Origin of the sequence: Flavobacterium selenitireducens, from assembly GCF_014748335.1 — a bacterium.
In the GTDB taxonomy this organism is placed as follows: domain Bacteria; phylum Bacteroidota; class Bacteroidia; order Flavobacteriales; family Flavobacteriaceae; genus Flavobacterium; species Flavobacterium selenitireducens.
Genome location: NZ_JAAVIY010000007.1, coordinates 118,147 through 135,833, shown reverse-complemented (window position 1 = coordinate 135,833; position 17,687 = coordinate 118,147). Strand labels below are relative to the sequence as shown.

The 17,687-nt window shown below is 49.0% G+C and carries 13 protein-coding genes and 1 riboswitch; of the genes, 5 read left to right on the top strand and 8 right to left on the bottom strand.

Annotated features, from left to right (window positions below):
- Positions 1-113 precede the first annotated feature (113 nt).
- The 3 genes from metH to HC229_RS11810 are packed head-to-tail and all read right to left on the bottom strand — an operon-like array spanning position 114 to position 4,211.
- A complete protein-coding gene (metH, locus tag HC229_RS11820) occupies positions 114-2,807 on the bottom strand; it encodes a methionine synthase (protein WP_191020699.1) in 2,694 nt (897 codons plus the stop codon).
- 3 nt (positions 2,808-2,810) lie between these two features.
- Complete coding sequence (locus HC229_RS11815) at positions 2,811-3,164, bottom strand: four helix bundle protein (RefSeq protein WP_191020698.1); 354 nt, start codon at positions 3,162-3,164, stop codon at positions 2,811-2,813.
- A 45-nt stretch (positions 3,165-3,209) separates the two neighbouring features.
- Entirely contained in the window at positions 3,210-4,211 is a 1,002-nt protein-coding gene (locus tag HC229_RS11810) for a homocysteine S-methyltransferase family protein (RefSeq protein ID WP_191020697.1), read from the bottom strand.
- A 296-nt stretch (positions 4,212-4,507) separates the two neighbouring features.
- Positions 4,508-4,610: riboswitch (SAM riboswitch) on the bottom strand.
- A 520-nt stretch (positions 4,611-5,130) separates the two neighbouring features.
- On the opposite strand from HC229_RS11810, the gene metK reads away from it, so the two are divergent.
- From metK to HC229_RS11795, 3 genes are all read left to right on the top strand, one after another.
- Entirely contained in the window at positions 5,131-6,381 is a 1,251-nt protein-coding gene (gene metK, locus HC229_RS11805) for a methionine adenosyltransferase (protein ID WP_191020696.1), read from the top strand.
- Positions 6,382-6,719: 338 nt separating this feature from the next.
- Positions 6,720-7,481: an alpha/beta hydrolase family protein gene (locus HC229_RS11800; protein ID WP_191020695.1), complete on the top strand. Its 762-nt coding sequence runs from the start codon at positions 6,720-6,722 to the stop codon at positions 7,479-7,481.
- Positions 7,482-7,528: 47 nt separating this feature from the next.
- Positions 7,529-8,227, top strand: coding sequence for a hypothetical protein (locus HC229_RS11795; protein WP_191020694.1), 699 nt, complete (start codon positions 7,529-7,531; stop codon positions 8,225-8,227).
- Positions 8,228-8,392: 165 nt separating this feature from the next.
- Here the strand turns inward: HC229_RS11795 and HC229_RS11790 are convergent, their stop codons facing one another.
- Positions 8,393-11,116: a carboxypeptidase-like regulatory domain-containing protein gene (locus tag HC229_RS11790; protein ID WP_191020693.1), complete on the bottom strand. Its 2,724-nt coding sequence runs from the start codon at positions 11,114-11,116 to the stop codon at positions 8,393-8,395.
- Between the two features lie 147 nt (positions 11,117-11,263).
- Positions 11,264-12,163, bottom strand: coding sequence for a GLPGLI family protein (locus tag HC229_RS11785; protein WP_191020692.1), 900 nt, complete (start codon positions 12,161-12,163; stop codon positions 11,264-11,266).
- A gap of 180 nt (positions 12,164-12,343) precedes the next feature.
- On the opposite strand from HC229_RS11785, the gene HC229_RS11780 reads away from it, so the two are divergent.
- Entirely contained in the window at positions 12,344-13,123 is a 780-nt protein-coding gene (locus HC229_RS11780) for a hypothetical protein (protein ID WP_191020691.1), read from the top strand.
- Positions 13,123-13,737, top strand: coding sequence for a deoxynucleoside kinase (locus HC229_RS11775; RefSeq protein ID WP_191020690.1), 615 nt, complete (start codon positions 13,123-13,125; stop codon positions 13,735-13,737). The genes HC229_RS11780 and HC229_RS11775 overlap by 1 nt, the downstream gene beginning before the upstream one ends.
- Positions 13,738-13,800: 63 nt before the next feature.
- Here the strand turns inward: HC229_RS11775 and HC229_RS11770 are convergent, their stop codons facing one another.
- The 3 genes from HC229_RS11770 to HC229_RS11760 are packed head-to-tail and all read right to left on the bottom strand — an operon-like array spanning position 13,801 to position 17,665.
- Positions 13,801-14,460, bottom strand: a complete 660-nt coding sequence (locus HC229_RS11770; RefSeq protein ID WP_191020689.1) for a copper homeostasis protein CutC — start codon at positions 14,458-14,460, stop codon at positions 13,801-13,803.
- A complete protein-coding gene (locus HC229_RS11765) occupies positions 14,457-15,440 on the bottom strand; it encodes an isoaspartyl peptidase/L-asparaginase family protein (RefSeq protein WP_191020688.1) in 984 nt (327 codons plus the stop codon). Before HC229_RS11765 ends, HC229_RS11770 begins: the two co-directional genes overlap by 4 nt.
- On the bottom strand, positions 15,440-17,665 hold the full coding sequence (locus HC229_RS11760; RefSeq protein ID WP_191020687.1) for a beta-N-acetylhexosaminidase: 2,226 nt from the start codon (positions 17,663-17,665) through the stop codon (positions 15,440-15,442). The genes HC229_RS11765 and HC229_RS11760 overlap by 1 nt, the downstream gene beginning before the upstream one ends.
- Positions 17,666-17,687: the final 22 nt, after the last annotated feature.

The window sequence follows — 17,687 nt, the reverse complement described above, 5'->3', positions numbered from 1 at the left end:
CGGATTCTTTCACTAATTACATCTCTATATTTACCTTAAGCGCATTCCTGTTTACACCGACTTTTGCGATTTACTAATTCATTCGCTAATTGGCTAATTGGCTAATTGGCCAATTAATCCGCAATATTCGGATTCAGCCATTTCGTCGCTTCCAAAACCGAAATCCCGCGTCGTTCGGCATAATCTTCCACCTGATCTTCTTTTATTTTTCCGAGTCCGAAATATTTGCTTTCCGGGTGGGCAAAATAATATCCCGAGACAGATGAAGCCGGCCACATCGCCATGCTTTCGGTAAGCGTCACGCCAATTTCGTTCTCCACGTCGAGCAACTTCCAAATCGTGGGTTTTTCGAGGTGATCGGGACAGGCCGGATAACCTGGTGCCGGACGTATTCCTTTGTAAGCTTCCGAAATCAGCTCCTCATTCGACAAAATCTCATCTGACGCATATCCCCAGATTTCCTTTCTTATCTTTTCGTGCAGATATTCGGCGAACGCCTCTGCGAAACGGTCGGCGAGCGCTTTGACCATGATCGAATTGTAATCGTCGTGGTCTTTTTCGAACTCGGCTGCCCATTCGTCAACGCCAAAACCTGTCGTGACGCAAAATGCCCCAAAATAATCCTGGATTCCGGTTTCTTTAGGCGCGATGAAATCAGACAGCGCGATGTTCGGCGCTCCTTTTGTTTTTTGCGATTGCTGGCGAAGCGTCAGGAAAGTAAATGGCGGTTGGCCGTCGACCGTCGGGATGACTTCGATGTCGTCGTCGTTGACGGTGTTGGCGGGAAATATTCCGTAAATGCCTTTCGCAGACAAGCGCTTTTCGGATAGGATTTGATCGACCATGTTTTTTGCATCGGCAAACAATTCTGTGGCTTCCTTACCGACAATTTCATCGGTTAGGATCGCGGGATATTTCCCATGCAATTCCCACGTCCGGAAAAACGGCGTCCAATCTACATAAGGAACGAGATCGGAAATTGGAACCTCGATCTTTTTGCTTCCGATAAAATTCGGCCTGACCGGAGAAAATTCCAGTTTTAGTTTATTGGCACGCGCTTGCCCGATCGTCAGGAAATCCTTTTCACGCCCTCGATTGAGATAACCGTCGCGCAGTTTGTCGTATTCCGAACGAAGTTCCAACGCATATTCGATCTTGTCTTTCCCGAGCAAACTCCCCGCAACCGTAACGGCTCGTGACGCATCGTTTACATGAACGACGGTTTCCTTGTATTCAGGGGCGATCTTTACCGCCGTATGTGCTCTTGATGTCGTCGCGCCTCCTATCATCATTGGAATTTTGATGTTGAGCCGATCCATTTCCCTGGCGAGATAGACCATTTCGTCGAGAGAAGGCGTTATCAATCCCGAAAGCCCGATGATGTCGACATTTTCCTTGATAGCGGCTTCGATGATTTTCTCCGGCGGAACCATAACGCCCAAATCAACGATCTCGTAATTGTTGCAGCCGAGCACGACCGACACGATGTTTTTACCGATGTCGTGTACGTCGCCTTTTACGGTCGCCATCAGGATTTTTCCCGCCGATTGGGAAACACCGTCTTTCTCGGCTTCGATGAATGGAAGCAGATAAGCCACGGCTTTTTTCATCACGCGAGCCGATTTGACGACCTGCGGAAGGAACATTTTTCCGGATCCGAACAAATCGCCCACGACGTTCATTCCCGCCATGAGATTCTGCTCGATGACGTGGATCGGGCGTTCCGATTGTTGGCGCGCTTCCTCGACGTCGACCTCGACAAATTCGTCGATTCCCTTTACCAATGCATGCGTCAGACGCTCCTGAAGCGGGGCACTTCTCCATTCCTGGACGGCTTTTTCATCTGATTTCGTGTGCCCTTTGTAGCTTTCGGCAAGATCGAGAAGCCTTTCGGTGGCATCGTCACGACGGTCAAGCAACACATCTTCGACCGCTTCGAGCAGGTCTTTCGGGATTTCGTCGTATACCTCGAGCATTTCCGGGTTTACGATGCCCATCGTCATACCGTGTTGGATCGCGTGGTACAAAAATGCCGAATGCATCGCCTCCCGCACTTTGTCATTTCCGCGGAATGAGAACGAAACATTGCTCACGCCTCCTGAAATGTTGGCATACGGAAGGTTTTCGCGAATCCATTTTGTGGCGCGGAAAAAGTCGAGTGCGTTCAACCGATGTTCTTCCATGCCGGTGGCGACCGGAAAAATGTTTGGGTCGAAAATAATATCTTCGGGCGGAAACCCGACTATGTCGACCAATATATCGTAAGATCGCTTGCAGATCTCGATACGCCGCTGGTAATTATCGGCCTGACCGACCTCGTCGAACGCCATTACGATCACGGCCGCACCGTAGCGACGGACTTTTTTGGCGTGTTCGATAAACAACGCTTCGCCTTCCTTAAGCGAGATCGAATTTACGACGCTTTTCCCCTGGGCGACCTTAAGCCCGGCCTCGATGATTTCCCATTTCGAGGAATCGATCATAAGCGGAACCCTCGAAATATCAGGTTCGGCAGCGATCAGGTTCAGGAATTTCGTCATCGCCGCGACGCCGTCGAGCATGCCTTCATCCATATTGATGTCGATGATCTGGGCGCCTCCTTCGACTTGGCCGCGTGCTATATCGAGGGCCTCATCGTATTTTTCTTCTTTTATCAGACGCAGGAATTTACGCGAACCCGTTACGTTCGTGCGCTCGCCAACGTTGATGAAATTGGTCTCGGCCGTGACGATCAGTGGTTCGAGGCCGGAGAGTTTGAGGTATCGGTTGGTGGTTGATGGTTGATAGTTGACGGATCCTTCGTTCATGGGTTACAGTTTTCGGTAATAATTGATGAATCCATTAAGCAGCTTTTTGCAATCCAAAATTTGAAGAAGTACGTCATCAAGTTCTTCTTCTGAAATGTATTTTCTATCAAAGGATAAATAAGTTTGTGTTTCCAATTCATAAAGCGAACCTCTGGAAATATGTAAAAAATTGATCGTGTCTTTTGATGTTTGCCTCCCGCAACCTTCTGCAATGTTCGAAGGAATCGAGACTGCACATCGTCTCATTTGATTAGATAAACCGTACAGTTCTACTTTCGGGAACCCATCTGTAATTTCGTATATGCGATTCGCCAGTCTCCGCGCCTGAACCCAAACTTCCAACTTGACGTATTCCATCTCCAACTATCTGTCTAACAACTAACAACTACCAACTATCAACTATCAACTCCCAACTACCAAACTCCGCGGTTCATACATCTCCGCAACTTCAGCAATCAGCTTAATGTGTTCGGGTGTGGTGCCGCAGCATCCTCCAATAATGTTGATCAGGTTTTCGTCGAGATAATCCTTTATCAGTTGCTGCATTTCCTCTGGCGTTTGGTCGTATTGTCCAAAAGCGTTGGGCAGACCGGCATTCGGGTGAGCCGAAATATTCAAGGCGGTATTGTGCGCCAGCCGTTTGAGGTACGGCCTTAGCTGATCGGCTCCAAGGGCGCAGTTGAAACCTACGGACAACAACGGGATATGCGAAATCGAAATCAGGAACGCTTCGACGGTTTGGCCTGAAAGTGTCCTTCCCGAAGCATCGGTTATCGTGCCCGAAACCATCACGGGCGTGTCCAATTTGCGTTCTTCCTTGACTTCTTCTATCGCGTACAGAGCGGCTTTGGCGTTGAGCGTGTCAAAAATGGTTTCCACGAGCAGGATGTCCGATCCACCGTCGAGAAGCGCTTCGACCTGCTCTTTGTAGGCAATGCGGAGCTCGTCGAACGTGATGGCGCGAAAACCGGGATCGTTGACATCGGGAGAAAGACTGGCGGTGCGGTTCGTCGGGCCGATCGATCCAGCGACGAAACGCGGCTTTTCGGGATTTAAGGCGGTGAATTCGTCAGCTGCTTCGCGGGCCAGTTTTGCCGATTCATAATTGAGCTCGTACACCAAATCCTCCATGTGGTAATCTGCCATACCGATCGTAGTCCCCGAAAACGTGTTGGTCTCGACGATGTCTGCACCTGCCGCGAAATATTGACGGTGGACGTCCTTTATCGCCTCGGGTTGTGTCAGGGTCAGCAAGTCGTTATTGCCTTTCAGCGGATGTGGAAAATCTTTGAACCGCTCGCCACGATAGTCTTCTTCAGTGAAGTTATAGCGCTGCAGCATAGTTCCCATCGCGCCGTCGAGCACGAGGATTCTTTTAGAAATAGCTTGTTGTATTTTAGTCATAATTTCTTGTTTGAGGATTAGTGTTTAAGGTTTAAGGTTGCGTCCTACCTACTTTAAACTTTGAACTTTAAACTTTAAACAACTAAACGTTCAACCTCACCCGATTTTCCTGTCTAGCCCGGATGGCCGCAGGTAGCCTTGAGCAGGACGCGACTGTTTTTTGCCTTGTTGGGCCGGCGACCAACGGAAGCCGGGCACAGGAAGCGCAAAAAAAGAGCGTTCAAGCAAGCTACGGCGAACAGCCGGATCAGCTCTTAAAAAAACATAAAACCGTTATTGAAAGTGGGAAATTTCTCGAGTTATCTGTCCTGAAAATTCAGGTAGAACGTAGCACCTTCTTAAAGATAAGGGTTGCCAAGGCTTCGTCGGGTCTATTCCCTCGGCCTTTCGTGATAACGGCATGATGTGTATGAACGCTGCAAAGTAACGGCATTTTACCAAAGTTTGCAAGCGTTTTCAAATTTATGGCGAGCAGGAGCAAATTATCCGACAACAAACGTTTACAAACGTTTACAAATGTTTACAAACGACAGTAAATGTTTAATTACCGGTTAACGCGAATCGATCGTTGAATATTTGCAGTAAGATTTCCGAGAGCTGCGCCGGTTCGATAAAAAATGCGTTGTACCTGTGAACGGCGCGTAGCTCAAGACAGAAAATATCAGGTTTGAAGGGTCCGGATTTGGGTTACGTCATGGCATTTTTCCACGGCAGGGTAAATTGATCGCAATCTACCTTAGCGGCAAAGTGAACTAGCCATTCAACTTTAGTTGTTTCTAAAAGCAAATTCTTATATTTGCACCCGAATAAGAGGAAAAATTTGACTGATTGCAACCTCGTTAAAAAATGCTAAAGCAGAATCTCTCTCCTTTAGCGCGCGAAAACGCAATCCCTCACAACATTAAACAGTTAAGACACTATGGCTTATTTCTTTACGTCGGAGTCCGTGAGCGAAGGACATCCGGACAAGGTTGCCGACCAGATTTCGGACGCCCTTATCGATAACTTCCTTGCCTTCGACCCGGAGTCGAAAGTTGCCTGTGAAACCCTTGTCACAACGGGCCAGGTCGTGCTTGCCGGTGAAGTGAAATCGAAAACCTATCTCGATGTACAGCAAATTGCGCGCGACGTAATCCGCAAAATCGGCTACACGAAAAGCGAATATATGTTCGAGGCGAATTCGTGCGGGATCCTTTCGGCTATCCACGAGCAATCGAGCGACATCAATCAAGGAGTCGACCGCGCGAGCAAGGAAGAGCAAGGCGCCGGAGACCAGGGAATGATGTTCGGATACGCAACGAACGAAACCGACGATTTCATGCCGTTGGCGCTTGACCTGTCGCACAAATTGCTTCAGGAATTGGCCGAACTAAGACGTGAGAGCCGCGAAATCGATTACCTCCGTCCTGACGCGAAATCCCAGGTTACGCTCGAATATGACGACAACAATAAGCCTTCGCGAATCGACGCGATCGTCATCTCGACGCAACACGACGATTTCGACGAGGAGCAAACGATGCTTGCCAAGATCAAAAACGACATCATCGACATTTTGATCCCGCGTATCATCGCCAAATATCCGCAATACGCCCATTTGTTCAACGACAGCATCCACTACCACATCAACCCGACCGGAAAGTTCGTCATCGGCGGGCCTCACGGGGACACGGGCCTGACCGGGCGCAAAATCATCGTAGACACTTACGGCGGGAAAGGCGCTCACGGAGGCGGTGCATTTTCAGGAAAAGACCCTTCAAAAGTAGACCGTTCTGCCGCTTACGCCACGCGTCACATCGCCAAGAACCTTGTCGCTGCGGGAGTCGCCGATGAAATCCTGGTCCAGGTTTCGTATGCGATCGGAGTTGCAAAACCAATGGGAATTTTCGTAGAAACCTACGGCACTTCGAAAGTAGGTTTGTCCGACGGGGAAATCGCCAAAAAAGTCGAGAACATCTTTGACATGCGCCCTTATTTTATCGAGCAACGCCTTAAACTCAGGAACCCGATTTACAGTGAAACCGCCGCTTACGGCCACATGGGACGCAAGCCACAGACGGTTTCCAAGACATTCAAAAATCCTTATGGAGAAGAAAAAACCGTATCGGTGGAATTGTTTACCTGGGAAAAACTGGATTTCGTAGACAAGGTCAAAGCCGAATTCAATATCTGATGTGCCAATCGCCCATCATTCCAGAAAGCCGCCGTCGTTTGATTGCGGCTTTTCTTTTTCGCTTTTTTTTGGCGCGCGCCGGCTTGGAAAAACAGTGATGGACATAAAATGTTTTTTGGCCGTCGCCGGGCTGTCCGCTGTACCTTTTACCAAACCTCAAAGGTCTTAAAAACTTTTGAGGTTTCGTAAAAGGGTGCCGCTTCCATCCCTCGCGCACCCGTTTCCTGAACAACATCTTTGTAAAAACGCATTTCCTTTTCCAAAACCCGCAACTCAATTATCGGCATAAAAAACCTCGGGCGCAGTTTTACATCTTTGGGTCAACTAAAACCCAGATTATGAAAACGATCAAACTTTTGTCTTTCATTTTATTGTTCGCTTTGGCTTTTTCTTGTTCCAAAGACGACGACGGCCCATCTCAAAGCGACAACGACAACACGCCCGTCGTCAGCCTAAATGCACAATCCGCTTCGGGATTCGGCTACAAGGTGTTCTTCCAGGAAACCGCTTCCCCACAAACGCGTAAAGGCCTTGTGATCCTCGCTCACGGCGACAACAGCGACGAAGCCGACGGAACGCTTAATTCCCAATGTGAAGCGCTCGCCAAAAAAGGATATGTCGCCGTCACGACTTCTTATCGCAATCCAACAGGCACTTATGAAGAGATCAACGCCCGTTTCAAAGGCGATATTGAAAGCATGATTACCGCGATGGGTGGTGAATTCCAAATCCCGAGAAACAAAACCATAATCGGTGGCTTGTCGCGTGGCGGAAACAACACTTTCCCGTTGATTTTACCCGGTCAACCCGGAGTCGGCAACCCGATAACAGACATTCGCGGCGCCATCCTGGAATGTTCGGGAGGAGACGAATGGAAAGGTTCGGCGGTGCTCGTGCCGGTTGCCTACATGGCCAACAAAGTAGACCCGACGATGGGTGTCGAAAACGCCAACGACTTCAAAAACGGTTTGCTCAACAATGCCAACGGAAGTGTAGCCCAGGACAGCGAATGCCTGATCATCAACAGCTCAGGACATTGCACGAGCTCAGGGCAATACAAAAACTTCGTGGTCGAAAAAGTAATGGAGTGGTTACCGTGATACCGGAAACTGACAAGACGAGAACTAGCCAGACAAAATAAAGCGGAATGGAGAAAAACAACAAATTACTGGCGTGGCTGTTCGCCGTGATCGCATTGGTGAGCATCGCCGGGTTCTACCGATCCTATCTTTCGAAAATTCCGGACGTGTCCCAGTTTTATTTCGTGACGCACCTCCACCTGATCTTGTTCTTGCTTTGGTTCGGCTTGGTAATCACGCAGCCCATCCTGATCCGGAACAAGCAGTTTGAATTGCACCGAACGCTGGGCCGCTTCTCCTACTTTCTGGCGCCTTTGCTCGTATTCTCTATACTGGCGCTGGTTTACGACGCCTTGCCGCGCAATTACGCCAATTCTCCTGAGGACGCGGCGGTTCGATCTGTCGGAGGGATTCTGGACACCATTACCTTTAGCCTGTGCTATGCGATCGCAATGGTAAAAAAGAACAACCTGCGCTGGCATGTCGCGTTTATTTTAGGCGCCTCGCTGATCGTCCTGAATCCCGGTTTGGGCCGTCTCATGGGAAATCTTGTCGGGGACGGCGCGGGCATACTGGCAATGATCGCGACGCCATTCGCTTTTGCGTTCACGATCCTGCTTTACGAAAAGTTCAAACTCGAAAGGCCGATGCTCAAAAGCCCCTATTTGCTTTACGCGTTCATATGGTTGTGCGAATTGGTCTTGTTCATCGTGCTGCCGCAGACCGCATTCTGGAAGGCCGCGATGCGTTTCGTGATAAACGGTTGAACCGGAACGAGAGCCTAGCCCCGATCGCAGCAGAAAGCCTTTAGCTGGAAAACGCTAGATTTTACCAAACGCGAAAGGCGACCTAAGAAGCCGCTTCGCGTTTAGTAAAAACAGCGTTTTTGTGATAAAGCTTGTCGCGAAGAGCGGGAACAGCTTCAAAAAAGCTTACAAATTATACCTCAAACTCAAAATCACATAGCGCGGCTGCACGTAATATTGCGAATTCGTGATCCTGAACTGGTCGAAATTGTTGTCGTTGAGTGACGTCGTGTTGAGCAGGTTGGTGGCCGACACCTTGTATTCCCATTTGCTGCCTTTCTTTTGGTAAATCAGGCTCGCGCTCAGGAAATCGTATTCGTTGTCTACCGTATTCGCACCTGATTTGTTGTAATAATGGTAAAATTCGTATTCCGTCACCAGAGAAAACGCATCGAGGAAATAGTAGTCGAGTTTGGCAAACGGTCGGTCGGTGTAAAACGTTTGCCCCGTGAATTCATTGACGGTAAAATTGTATCCGACCTCGAGATTCGGCAACTTGCGAAACTGTGTCGAGGCACTGATGCGGTAGTTTTGCGTAAAGCTTTCCGTGGTGCGGCGCGTCGGGTCGAGCTCTCCCGTGCCGACGTCCGGAACTAAGACGATGTTGTTGAATTTCGACCAGTTCAACGACGCGCTAACCTGGGCTTTGTAATACCTGAGGAAAGAGCGGCCGTAGCTTCCCATTCCCGAAATCGTTTCGTCCGCGAAGCGAGAATTGAACGGTGTGTTGGTTTGGTTGACGCCGTCGAAAAACGCCTGGTTCTTGACCGCATCGGTCCTTTTGGTATACATAAGGTTTCCGAAAATATTCTCGAAATTGAACATATTATAGCGAAAGTAGCGCAGGGAATGCACTTGGGAAGTCGCGTTTTCGAGTTGACGGTTTCCGCGAAAAAGACTGTTGTAGTTCGAAAAAACATAGCCTTCAGCCAATTGGTTGATATCGGTAAAATCGTTCGTGAGCGAGTAGTTGTACGTCAGGGTTTCCGATTTCCTGATTTGCCACATCATATAGAAATCAGGCAAAATCTTGATGAAATCCCGCTTGAATTCCGAATCGTTCTGGTCGTTTGCCATCGAAAACGTGTGTACGCTAAAACCAGGATTTATCGTAAAAGCCCCGAAAAGCAGTTTGTAATGCAGCCCGACAAAGGCGTCGTTGAATGCATAACTCACATCGTTCCGGTTCTCGGGCGAATCGAGTTCGTTGATTTGCTCGTTGTCGAGAATCTGGAAAATGCGCGAGTCGAAATTTTGGTACGAATAGGTGTTCCCTATCGAAACGTTCAGGTTGGATTTTGGCGTGAGCACATAGTAATAATCGGCTTTGAGGTCGAACTTGTTGGTTTTGACAAAGCGTTGCTGGTTGATGTCGTTGCGCAATTGTCCCGAAATGTATTCGGTAAAATTGAACGGCTGGGTCGCGAGGTTCGCATTGTAAAACGGGTCTTCGTTCTGATAAAGGTGCTGCATCTCGACGGCGAAAATATTCTTTTCGTTGAGCGTGTAATACAAACTCAGGTTTTGGTTCAACGAGATCGGATCCTGTTCTTTGTTCGTAAAGATATTCTCGGTGTTGGCCACGCCGTCCACAATCGACTCGCGCAACAATCGTGCGTTTTCATCCTGTTTCGAGGTCTTGAGCAACGCATCGTAATCGAATTGAAGCGTCGTGCTTGGCTTGTAGGACGAACTGAGTTTGAATAGCCCGAAACTACTGCGTTGGCGCGAACGGTCTTCGCGATTTTCCTGAATGTCTTCTTCGATATATTCCGTTTGGGAATCCGTTTCCATGTCGGTTTTGGAGCGGGAGAAAATCCCGAACCCGCTAATGTTCCAGGCTTTTGTCGGATTATACGAAAAGTTGGCCGCACCAAAATCCGTGTCGATTTCCTTAGCGCGGTTGTTGCGCAGCATTGCGATGCCGAGATCGTTCGACGACACGTTGAAATTCGTCCCGTTGCGTCGCATGGCAGAACGGAACCCGCCAGTCATCTTGAAATAATCCTGCATCGTAAGCGGAAGTTCGCCTATGTTGTTGAAATTCCCGATAAGGTTCACGCTGAATTTCGGATTGTAGTAGAACAACTTCGGATTGACCAAAAAGCGGTTTTCCTCATGCCCAATCCCGGTTCCCGCGGTGAGATCGCCAAACCAAAAATTCTTTTTGCCGTCTTTGAGCTTGATGTTCATCGCAATATTTTCCTCGTTGTTCTCAAGGCCTTTGAGCTGTCCGATCTCATTGTAATTGCGCAATACCTGGACTTTGTCGATAGCGTCGGCCGGTATGTTCTTGACGCCGAGCTTGGTATCTCCGTCAAAAAAATCCTTGCCTTCCACCATCAATTTCTGGACTTTTTTACCTTCGACTTCCACCTCGCCGTCCGCATTGACTTCGACTCCTGGCAGCTTTTTGAGCACGTCTTCGAGCTTGCGTTCGGTTCCGGTCTTGAACGAATCGGCATTATAGGAAATCGTGTCGCCGCTTATCGAAACGGGCATTTCCTTGACGATTTCGACCGCGTTGAGCTCGATTCCGCCGGCTTCCATCTGTATCTTTTGGGTCATGTTTTCGGTCGTCGTAGTCACGCTGACTTCCTTGCTCGCCATGCCGAGATAGCTGACCTTTATCGTGTAAGCGGTCGACGCCTTCAGGTTGAGCACGAATTTGCCTTTGTCGTTCGTGATCGCATAGGCGTCCATGCCCTTTGAGGCGACGTTGACGGCCATGACGTTGGCCATTTCGAGCGGTTTGCCGTCGTTGTCGACGATATTGCCTTCAAAGCGGATGTTTTGGGAAAATGCGGAAAGGGAAATGCATCCGAGAAGCAAAAAAATAAAGTTCCTCATTTGTTTGGCTGGGATCCGTTTTTTGACGGTTTATTTGTTGGGTTTATTTGTGTATTTGTTTAGCTCAGGTGCATTCGGCTGCGCTTCGGGTGTTCATTCGCTGATTCGCTAGTTTGTTCATTGAGGTCGTCCCTTTTTTGACTGTCCTTAGTTCATCCTGATCATCGTGCGATTCTGTCCCGGGCCGCCCTGGCCGCGCATTTCCCGCATTTCTTCCATTTTTTTCACGACGATTTCGTCATATTCTTTCTGGCTCGTCTTTTGGCCTTTCGTAGGCGCTTTGATCGCCACTTTGTCTTTCGGGTTGAGCACCACTTTGGAACAAAGAATCACGGTCTTGCCGTCGTTGATCTCGAGGATCAGGCCAGGCAGTCCCCAATAACTTTCCGGACCTTGGTTGACGGGAATCTCGGGCGTATACCAAGCCGTTACGGTAATGTCTTTGGGCATTTCGACCTCGTCCATAAAATTCGTCTTCTTCTCCGTCTCGGTCTTTGCTTTGTCGTCCTTTTTTTCTTCGTCCCGCTTTTTCGGACGGAAATTCCGGAAATCCGATTTACTCGCCGGGACGACAGCCGTAGCCTTATAGCACGTATACTCGCCTATCTTCTTGGTTTCGCTTTCCATTTTCCACTCGAGTTTCGGGAGCGAATCGGTCACGAGGAATTCCTTTCCGAGAAAATCCTTGTCTATCGTGTAAGTTTTGGACTTTACGTTTTTGTAGTACGTTCCGCCTCCGCCCATGAAAGACGAGGCCATTCTCATATTGAACCCGCCGTTCTTTCCCGGCGTTTCCAATTTTTCTTCCTCTTTATAAACCGATGCCGACTTGTCGAAATGAAGCACGAACGTCTTTTCGAACATCGCTTTCATATTTTCCTGTATGCGCTTTTGCATTTCGGGTGTTATTTCGCGGTTCTCGCCCATCCTGGCCTGGAAATCGGCCGTGCTCGTCTTGGATTCGTAAACCGCCATGCCTTGAAAATCCTGGGCTTGGGAAAAACATCCGACCAACGCGAACACACAACTTAAGATAACTGTTTTCATACGTATTTTTCTGATTGATAAGGCAAAGATGACAGATTCGGGTTTTGGTTAATACCAAGAATCTGTTAAATGTTGTTGTCGTTCCGCATCTCCAGTCAAATCGCCCGGTCGGTCCGGTGTGTTTTCGACCACCGTTAGACCGGCTACGGGATTCAAAGTTTAATCGTATCTTAGTTTCCGATGAAAAATTTCCTGCTGGCCTTCCTTTTTTTATGCGGTGCCGTCGTCTCGGCCCAATTTCCACAATTGCATTCGGAGATTCCGGCTAAGGCCGATTGGTTTGTCGGGTTCGACAATCTCGGCGCCAATTATTTCGTCACCGACAATACGTTCTACAAAGAAAAAGAGCGGAAATTGTTGCAATACCAAAACATTTCGTTCGGCAAAATAGCCCGGGGCGACCTCATCAACCCGATGAACCTCGTGTTGTTCTACAAAGATTTCAATGCGGTCGTCTTCCTCGACAACCAGCTCAACGAAATCCGCCGCATCAATTTTTCCGATTTTCCCGAGCCGCTTACCGTGACGGCCGCCGGAAACGCATCCCAAAACCGACTTTGGATCTACAATAGCATCAACCAGCAAATCGGGCTTTACGATTTCCTGAAAAATACTGTCCTGTATCTCGCCCAGCCGATAAAAGGCGACATTGTGCATTATGAAACAAATTTCAACCATTTCTACTGGATCGACGATTCGGGAAACCGCTTTTCATGTGATCTTTTCGGCAAAATAATTTCGGTCGGAAAGTTTCCCGTCGAGCCCAGGACACAATTCATTTCTGACACTTCGATCCTTTACCTGAAAAACAAGGAACTGCGCCATTTTTCGTTGGACGGAAATACGGAACAGCTTGTCGATTTGGGCGAAAAATCTGTATTGGGCTTCTGGTACGGCGCCCAAAATTTAGCTATTTTTACATCCGAAGGAATCAGCCTCTACAAATTAAAATTACGCTAATGCACATAGCCGTCGCAGGAAATATCGGAGCCGGGAAAACAACGTTGACACGCCTTTTGGCCAAACATTTCAAATGGGAACCTCATTTCGAGGACGTGGTCGACAATCCTTACCTCGACGATTTTTACCATCAGATGGAGCGCTGGTCGTTCAATTTGCAGATCTACTTCCTCAACAGTCGCTTCCGCCAGATTTTACAAATCCGCGAAAGCGGAAAAAAGATCATACAGGATCGCACGATTTACGAAGATGCGCACATTTTCGCGCCCAATCTCCACGCAATGGGCTTGATGACCAACCGCGACTTCAACAATTACTCTTCTTTATTTGAGCTCATGGAATCGCTTGTGGCGCCACCTGACGTGTTGATTTACCTCAGAAGTTCCATCCCTAATCTCGTGGCGCAAATCCACAAACGCGGGCGCGATTACGAGAATTCCATTTCAATTGATTACCTGAGCCGCCTCAACGAGCGTTACGAAGCCTGGATTTCTACATATAACAAGGGAAAATTGGTGATCATAGACGTAGACAACATCGATTTTGTCAACAATCCCGAGCATTTGGGAATGGTCTACAACCGAATCGACGCCGAAATCAACGGGCTTTTTTAGCATTGGCATCCACAAACGCCAAAGCCAGATGCTGAAGTTTTAATTCCAAAATAGCATTTAAGTTCAGGATTTCGCGGCCTTTTTCATTTTTTCGATTTCCGAACGATCGGTATATTGGCTCCCGTCGACAATCGCAGCGGAATGAAACCATTGCGCTCCGGATGTTTCGATTATTCCGATGTTTGACGAACGAACACCGCCTCCGGGCATGACGGTGATTTTTCCATCTGCGGATTTTACCAATTTTAGCAACGCCTCTAAATTACCGATCGCATTTCTAATCCCGGCCGAAGTCAGGATTGTGCTGAAACCGCAGCAGATCACAGCGTCCAACGCTGAACTGAAATCGCTGACATCATCAAACGCACGGTGAAACGTACACGGCTTTCCGGCAGTTTTGACGAGCTCTGAATTTCGCTTCACATCGACTTGGTTTCCCTGTGTCAATATCCCGAAAACAAAGCCGTCGGCCCAAGTTTTGAATTGCGAAATAGCCGATTTCATTTGCGCAAATTCCGTATCCGAATACAGGAAATCGCCACCTCGCGGGCGAATCATGACATAAATCGGGATTTCGACTTCCGATTTCAACCGACGCAAAAGCGCAATATCCGGCGTCGTCCCTCCTACTTCAAAACCGGCGCAGAGCTCAATCCGGTCAGCTCCCGATTGCGAAGCGACAATTGCCGATTCGTAGTTGAAACACGCTATTTCGAGTTTCATTTGAGGTAGAAATCTGGCTTTGCCATTCGGTTTCCTTTGGCGTCGTGAACGGCATAGCTAAATCCGTCCTGCACGCAATACGACCCGAATTCGCCTTTTTTATTGATTGCAATGAATCCGACCTGTATGTCGCGAAGGCTTTGGTTCCGCTTTTTGGAAATCGCCACGATGCGCATCACGGCCTCTTGGCAAGCTTTCTCGGGCGACTTGCCTTGTCGCATGAGTTCGACCACGAGATGGCTCCCCGCAATCCGGATCACTTCTTCGCCATGACCTGTGGCCGTTGCCGCACCTATTTCGTTGTCGACATACAATCCGGCCCCGATGATGGGCGAATCGCCGACACGCCCGTGCATTTTATAGGCCATGCCGCTCGTCGTGCACGCTCCCGAGAGATTGCCGTTCACATCGAGGGCGATCATCCCAATCGTATCGTGGTTTTCTATATTGACCTTTGGCTTGTATTCCGATTTTGTAAGCCACTCTTTCCATTCCTTTTCGGAAGGCTCGGTAAGCAAGTTCTGTTTTTTGAAACCTTGTGAAAGCGCGAAAGAGAGCGCTCCGTCGCCCACGAGCATTACGTGGGGCGTTTTCTCCATTACCGCCCTGGCCACTGAAATCGGGTGCATGATATGTTCCAAAGCCGCCACCGAACCGATGTTTGCAAAATCGTCCATGATGCACGCGTCCAAGGTCACGCGGCCGTCGCGATCCGGGCGGCCGCCATAACCGACGCTGCGTTCATTGGGATCGGCCTCGGTAATTTTGACTCCGGCCTCTACTGCGTCAAGCGCACGTCCCGATGAGCTGAGTATCTTCCAGGCCGCTTCGTTGGCTTTGAGTCCGAAATCCCATGTGGACAAAACGATTGGTTTTCCGGGTATTGCGCCGGTGGGAAAATCCAGCTCAAGAATGGGTTTTACGGCCAAAGCTGCTGAGGCCATCGCGGCATTTTTGATAAAATCTCGTCTTGCGCTCATCAGTTGACCAGGATTTCGTCGGCGAAAAGCCAGGCCGCGTTTCCGGCGCCGGGATTTCCGTCGGGAATTTTTATCGTGTTTTTCGCTATGACCTTCACGAATCTCGCCTTCTGGCTTTTAAATGCGATGTCGATCGTTCCCTTGACTTTTTCGATATCGGATGCGGAAACCGTCGCAACCTGTTTAAATTCCTGTCCGTCTTTCGATATCAAAATGCGCACTTGCGATGGAAAATAAATCCAACTTCCCTTGCTCTGTAAAAAACTCGCCGTTACCGATTGGATTTTCCTGACGTCGGCCAAATCGATGACTGCATCGAGATCGACGCCCGAGAATCCGAGCCAATCGCGCCCGAATTTTACCTTGTCCCCAAAAATCCCGTTGACGAGCGTGAAGTTGCCGTCGCCGGGATAATGTTTGCTCGGCGCCTCGGCAAGCTCGACTTTGTGGCCTGTTGCCTTGCTGAACGTAAATTCCTGTTGGGTTGTACCTCCTATCTTGACGCCGTTTTCAAACCGTGCGGCTTTTACGGTTTCGGATCCGGGAATTACGATTTTTCCGGGGAACAGAGGCGAATCTGGTTGTGGTTCGCTTCCGTCGGTCGTGTAGCGGATTTCGGGATTTTTGCCGGCGGTAGTGAATTCGAGCACGATCTTGTCGCGCCCAAACGCCGATGCTTTCGCCGATAACCCGAACATGGCGCGGCTATAGTTGATTTTGAGCTTATCGAGCAATTCCATATGGGTTGCCAGCCGCTTTTGGAATTGGGCGAACTGTTGCGGCTGGGCCGTTCCCCACGCTACTTCCGACAACGCGGCAATCCTCGGGAAAACCATGTATTCCGCGTGCCTTTCGGTTGCGATGTACTCCGTCCATAAATTGGCCTGAACGCCTAAAATGTATCGCGCTTCTGCCTCAGAAAGCGCCTCCGGAACAGGATTGAAACCGTAAACTTTGTCGATCGTGACGTTGCCGCCAAAACCCAACGGCTCGTTTCTAGGATCGCCCTGATAGCGGTCGAAATACAGGTTGGACTCCGGTGTCATCACGACGTTGTGTTTTTGCCTGGCCGCCGCGATTCCGCCCTCGATGCCACGCCAGCTCATGACGGCCGCATTCGGCGCGAGTCCGCCTTCAAGGATTTCGTCCCATCCGATAATCTTGCGCCCTTTTGAATTCACGAATTTTTCAATGCGTTGGACAAAATAACTCTGGAGTTCGTGTTCGTCCTTGAGTCCTTTCTGTTTGATCAGGCTCTGGCAATGGTTGCAGGTTTTCCAACGGGTCTTCGGGCATTCGTCACCGCCTATGTGAATGTATTCCGACGGAAACAGTGCCATTACTTCGACCAGGACATTCTCCAAAAATTCAAACGTATATTCTTTTGGGCAGAAAACATCGTCGAAAACGCCCCATGTCCTTTCGACTTCGAACGGGCCGGATGTGCACGCCAATTCGGGATACGCAGCCAGAGCAGCCACGGCATGGCCCGGCATCTCAATTTCAGGTACGATCGTGATGCCGCGTTTCCTGGCGTAGGCGACTACTTCTTTGATTTGTTCCTGGGTATAAAATCCTCCGTACGGAATGTCGTCCCAACGCTGTTCGTTATAATGTCCGGCCATCGTGCCTCTGCGCTTTGACCCGATTTGAGTCAGCTTCGGATACTTTTTGATTTCAATTCTCCAGCCTTGGTCGTCGGTAAGATGCCAATGAAATGTGTTCATTTTGTACATCGCAAGGAAATCGATGTACTTCTTTACGAAATTCACATCCCAAAAATGACGGGAACAATCGAGATGCATGCCGCGCCAGGCGAATTTCGGTTCGTCTGAAATTTCAAGGTGAGGAATCGTTTTGGCATTTTCGGTTGCGGAAAGCTGGAAAAGCGTTTGCAAGGCATAGAGCGCTCCCGATGCATCCGAAGCTTCGATCTGGATTGGGAGATCCGGGAGTATTTTGAGATCGTAGGCTTCCTTTTTGAGTTTATCCGACTTTCGTATCTCGATCGCTCCAGGATTTCCGAGGCTGTAAATCACCACCGATTTATTGTTGAAAAATGCCTGGAGCCCGTCGAGATCTGAAAACAGGTCTTTTGAATCGAACGCTACTTTTTTTTCTCCGTTGCCCAAAAGGCGTAAATGCTGTGGCTTTGGGACGAGCGCAAGTTCCTGGGCGAAACAGCTGTTTGAAATCAATAAAAGCAATAGGAATTTCCTGATCATCTGAAGTGTTGGTTTTTACAAA

Excerpts from the sequence above, each read along its gene's own strand:
- HC229_RS11760 (WP_191020687.1), bottom strand. The coding sequence starts at position 17,665 with ATGATCAGGAAATTCCTATTGCTTTTATTGATTTCAAACAGCTGTTTC.
- HC229_RS11790 (WP_191020693.1), bottom strand. The coding sequence starts at position 11,116 with ATGAGGAACTTTATTTTTTTGCTTCTCGGATGCATTTCCCTTTCCGCA.
- metK (WP_191020696.1), top strand. The coding sequence starts at position 5,131 with ATGGCTTATTTCTTTACGTCGGAGTCCGTGAGCGAAGGACATCCGGAC.
- HC229_RS11795 (WP_191020694.1), top strand. The coding sequence starts at position 7,529 with ATGGAGAAAAACAACAAATTACTGGCGTGGCTGTTCGCCGTGATCGCA.
- HC229_RS11780 (WP_191020691.1), top strand. The coding sequence starts at position 12,344 with ATGAAAAATTTCCTGCTGGCCTTCCTTTTTTTATGCGGTGCCGTCGTC.
- HC229_RS11765 (WP_191020688.1), bottom strand. The coding sequence starts at position 15,440 with ATGAGCGCAAGACGAGATTTTATCAAAAATGCCGCGATGGCCTCAGCA.
- HC229_RS11775 (WP_191020690.1), top strand. The coding sequence starts at position 13,123 with ATGCACATAGCCGTCGCAGGAAATATCGGAGCCGGGAAAACAACGTTG.
- HC229_RS11810 (WP_191020697.1), bottom strand. The coding sequence starts at position 4,211 with ATGACTAAAATACAACAAGCTATTTCTAAAAGAATCCTCGTGCTCGAC.
- HC229_RS11815 (WP_191020698.1), bottom strand. The coding sequence starts at position 3,164 with ATGGAATACGTCAAGTTGGAAGTTTGGGTTCAGGCGCGGAGACTGGCG.
- HC229_RS11785 (WP_191020692.1), bottom strand. The coding sequence starts at position 12,163 with ATGAAAACAGTTATCTTAAGTTGTGTGTTCGCGTTGGTCGGATGTTTT.
- HC229_RS11800 (WP_191020695.1), top strand. The coding sequence starts at position 6,720 with ATGAAAACGATCAAACTTTTGTCTTTCATTTTATTGTTCGCTTTGGCT.
- HC229_RS11770 (WP_191020689.1), bottom strand. The coding sequence starts at position 14,460 with ATGAAACTCGAAATAGCGTGTTTCAACTACGAATCGGCAATTGTCGCT.
- metH (WP_191020699.1), bottom strand. The coding sequence starts at position 2,807 with ATGAACGAAGGATCCGTCAACTATCAACCATCAACCACCAACCGATAC.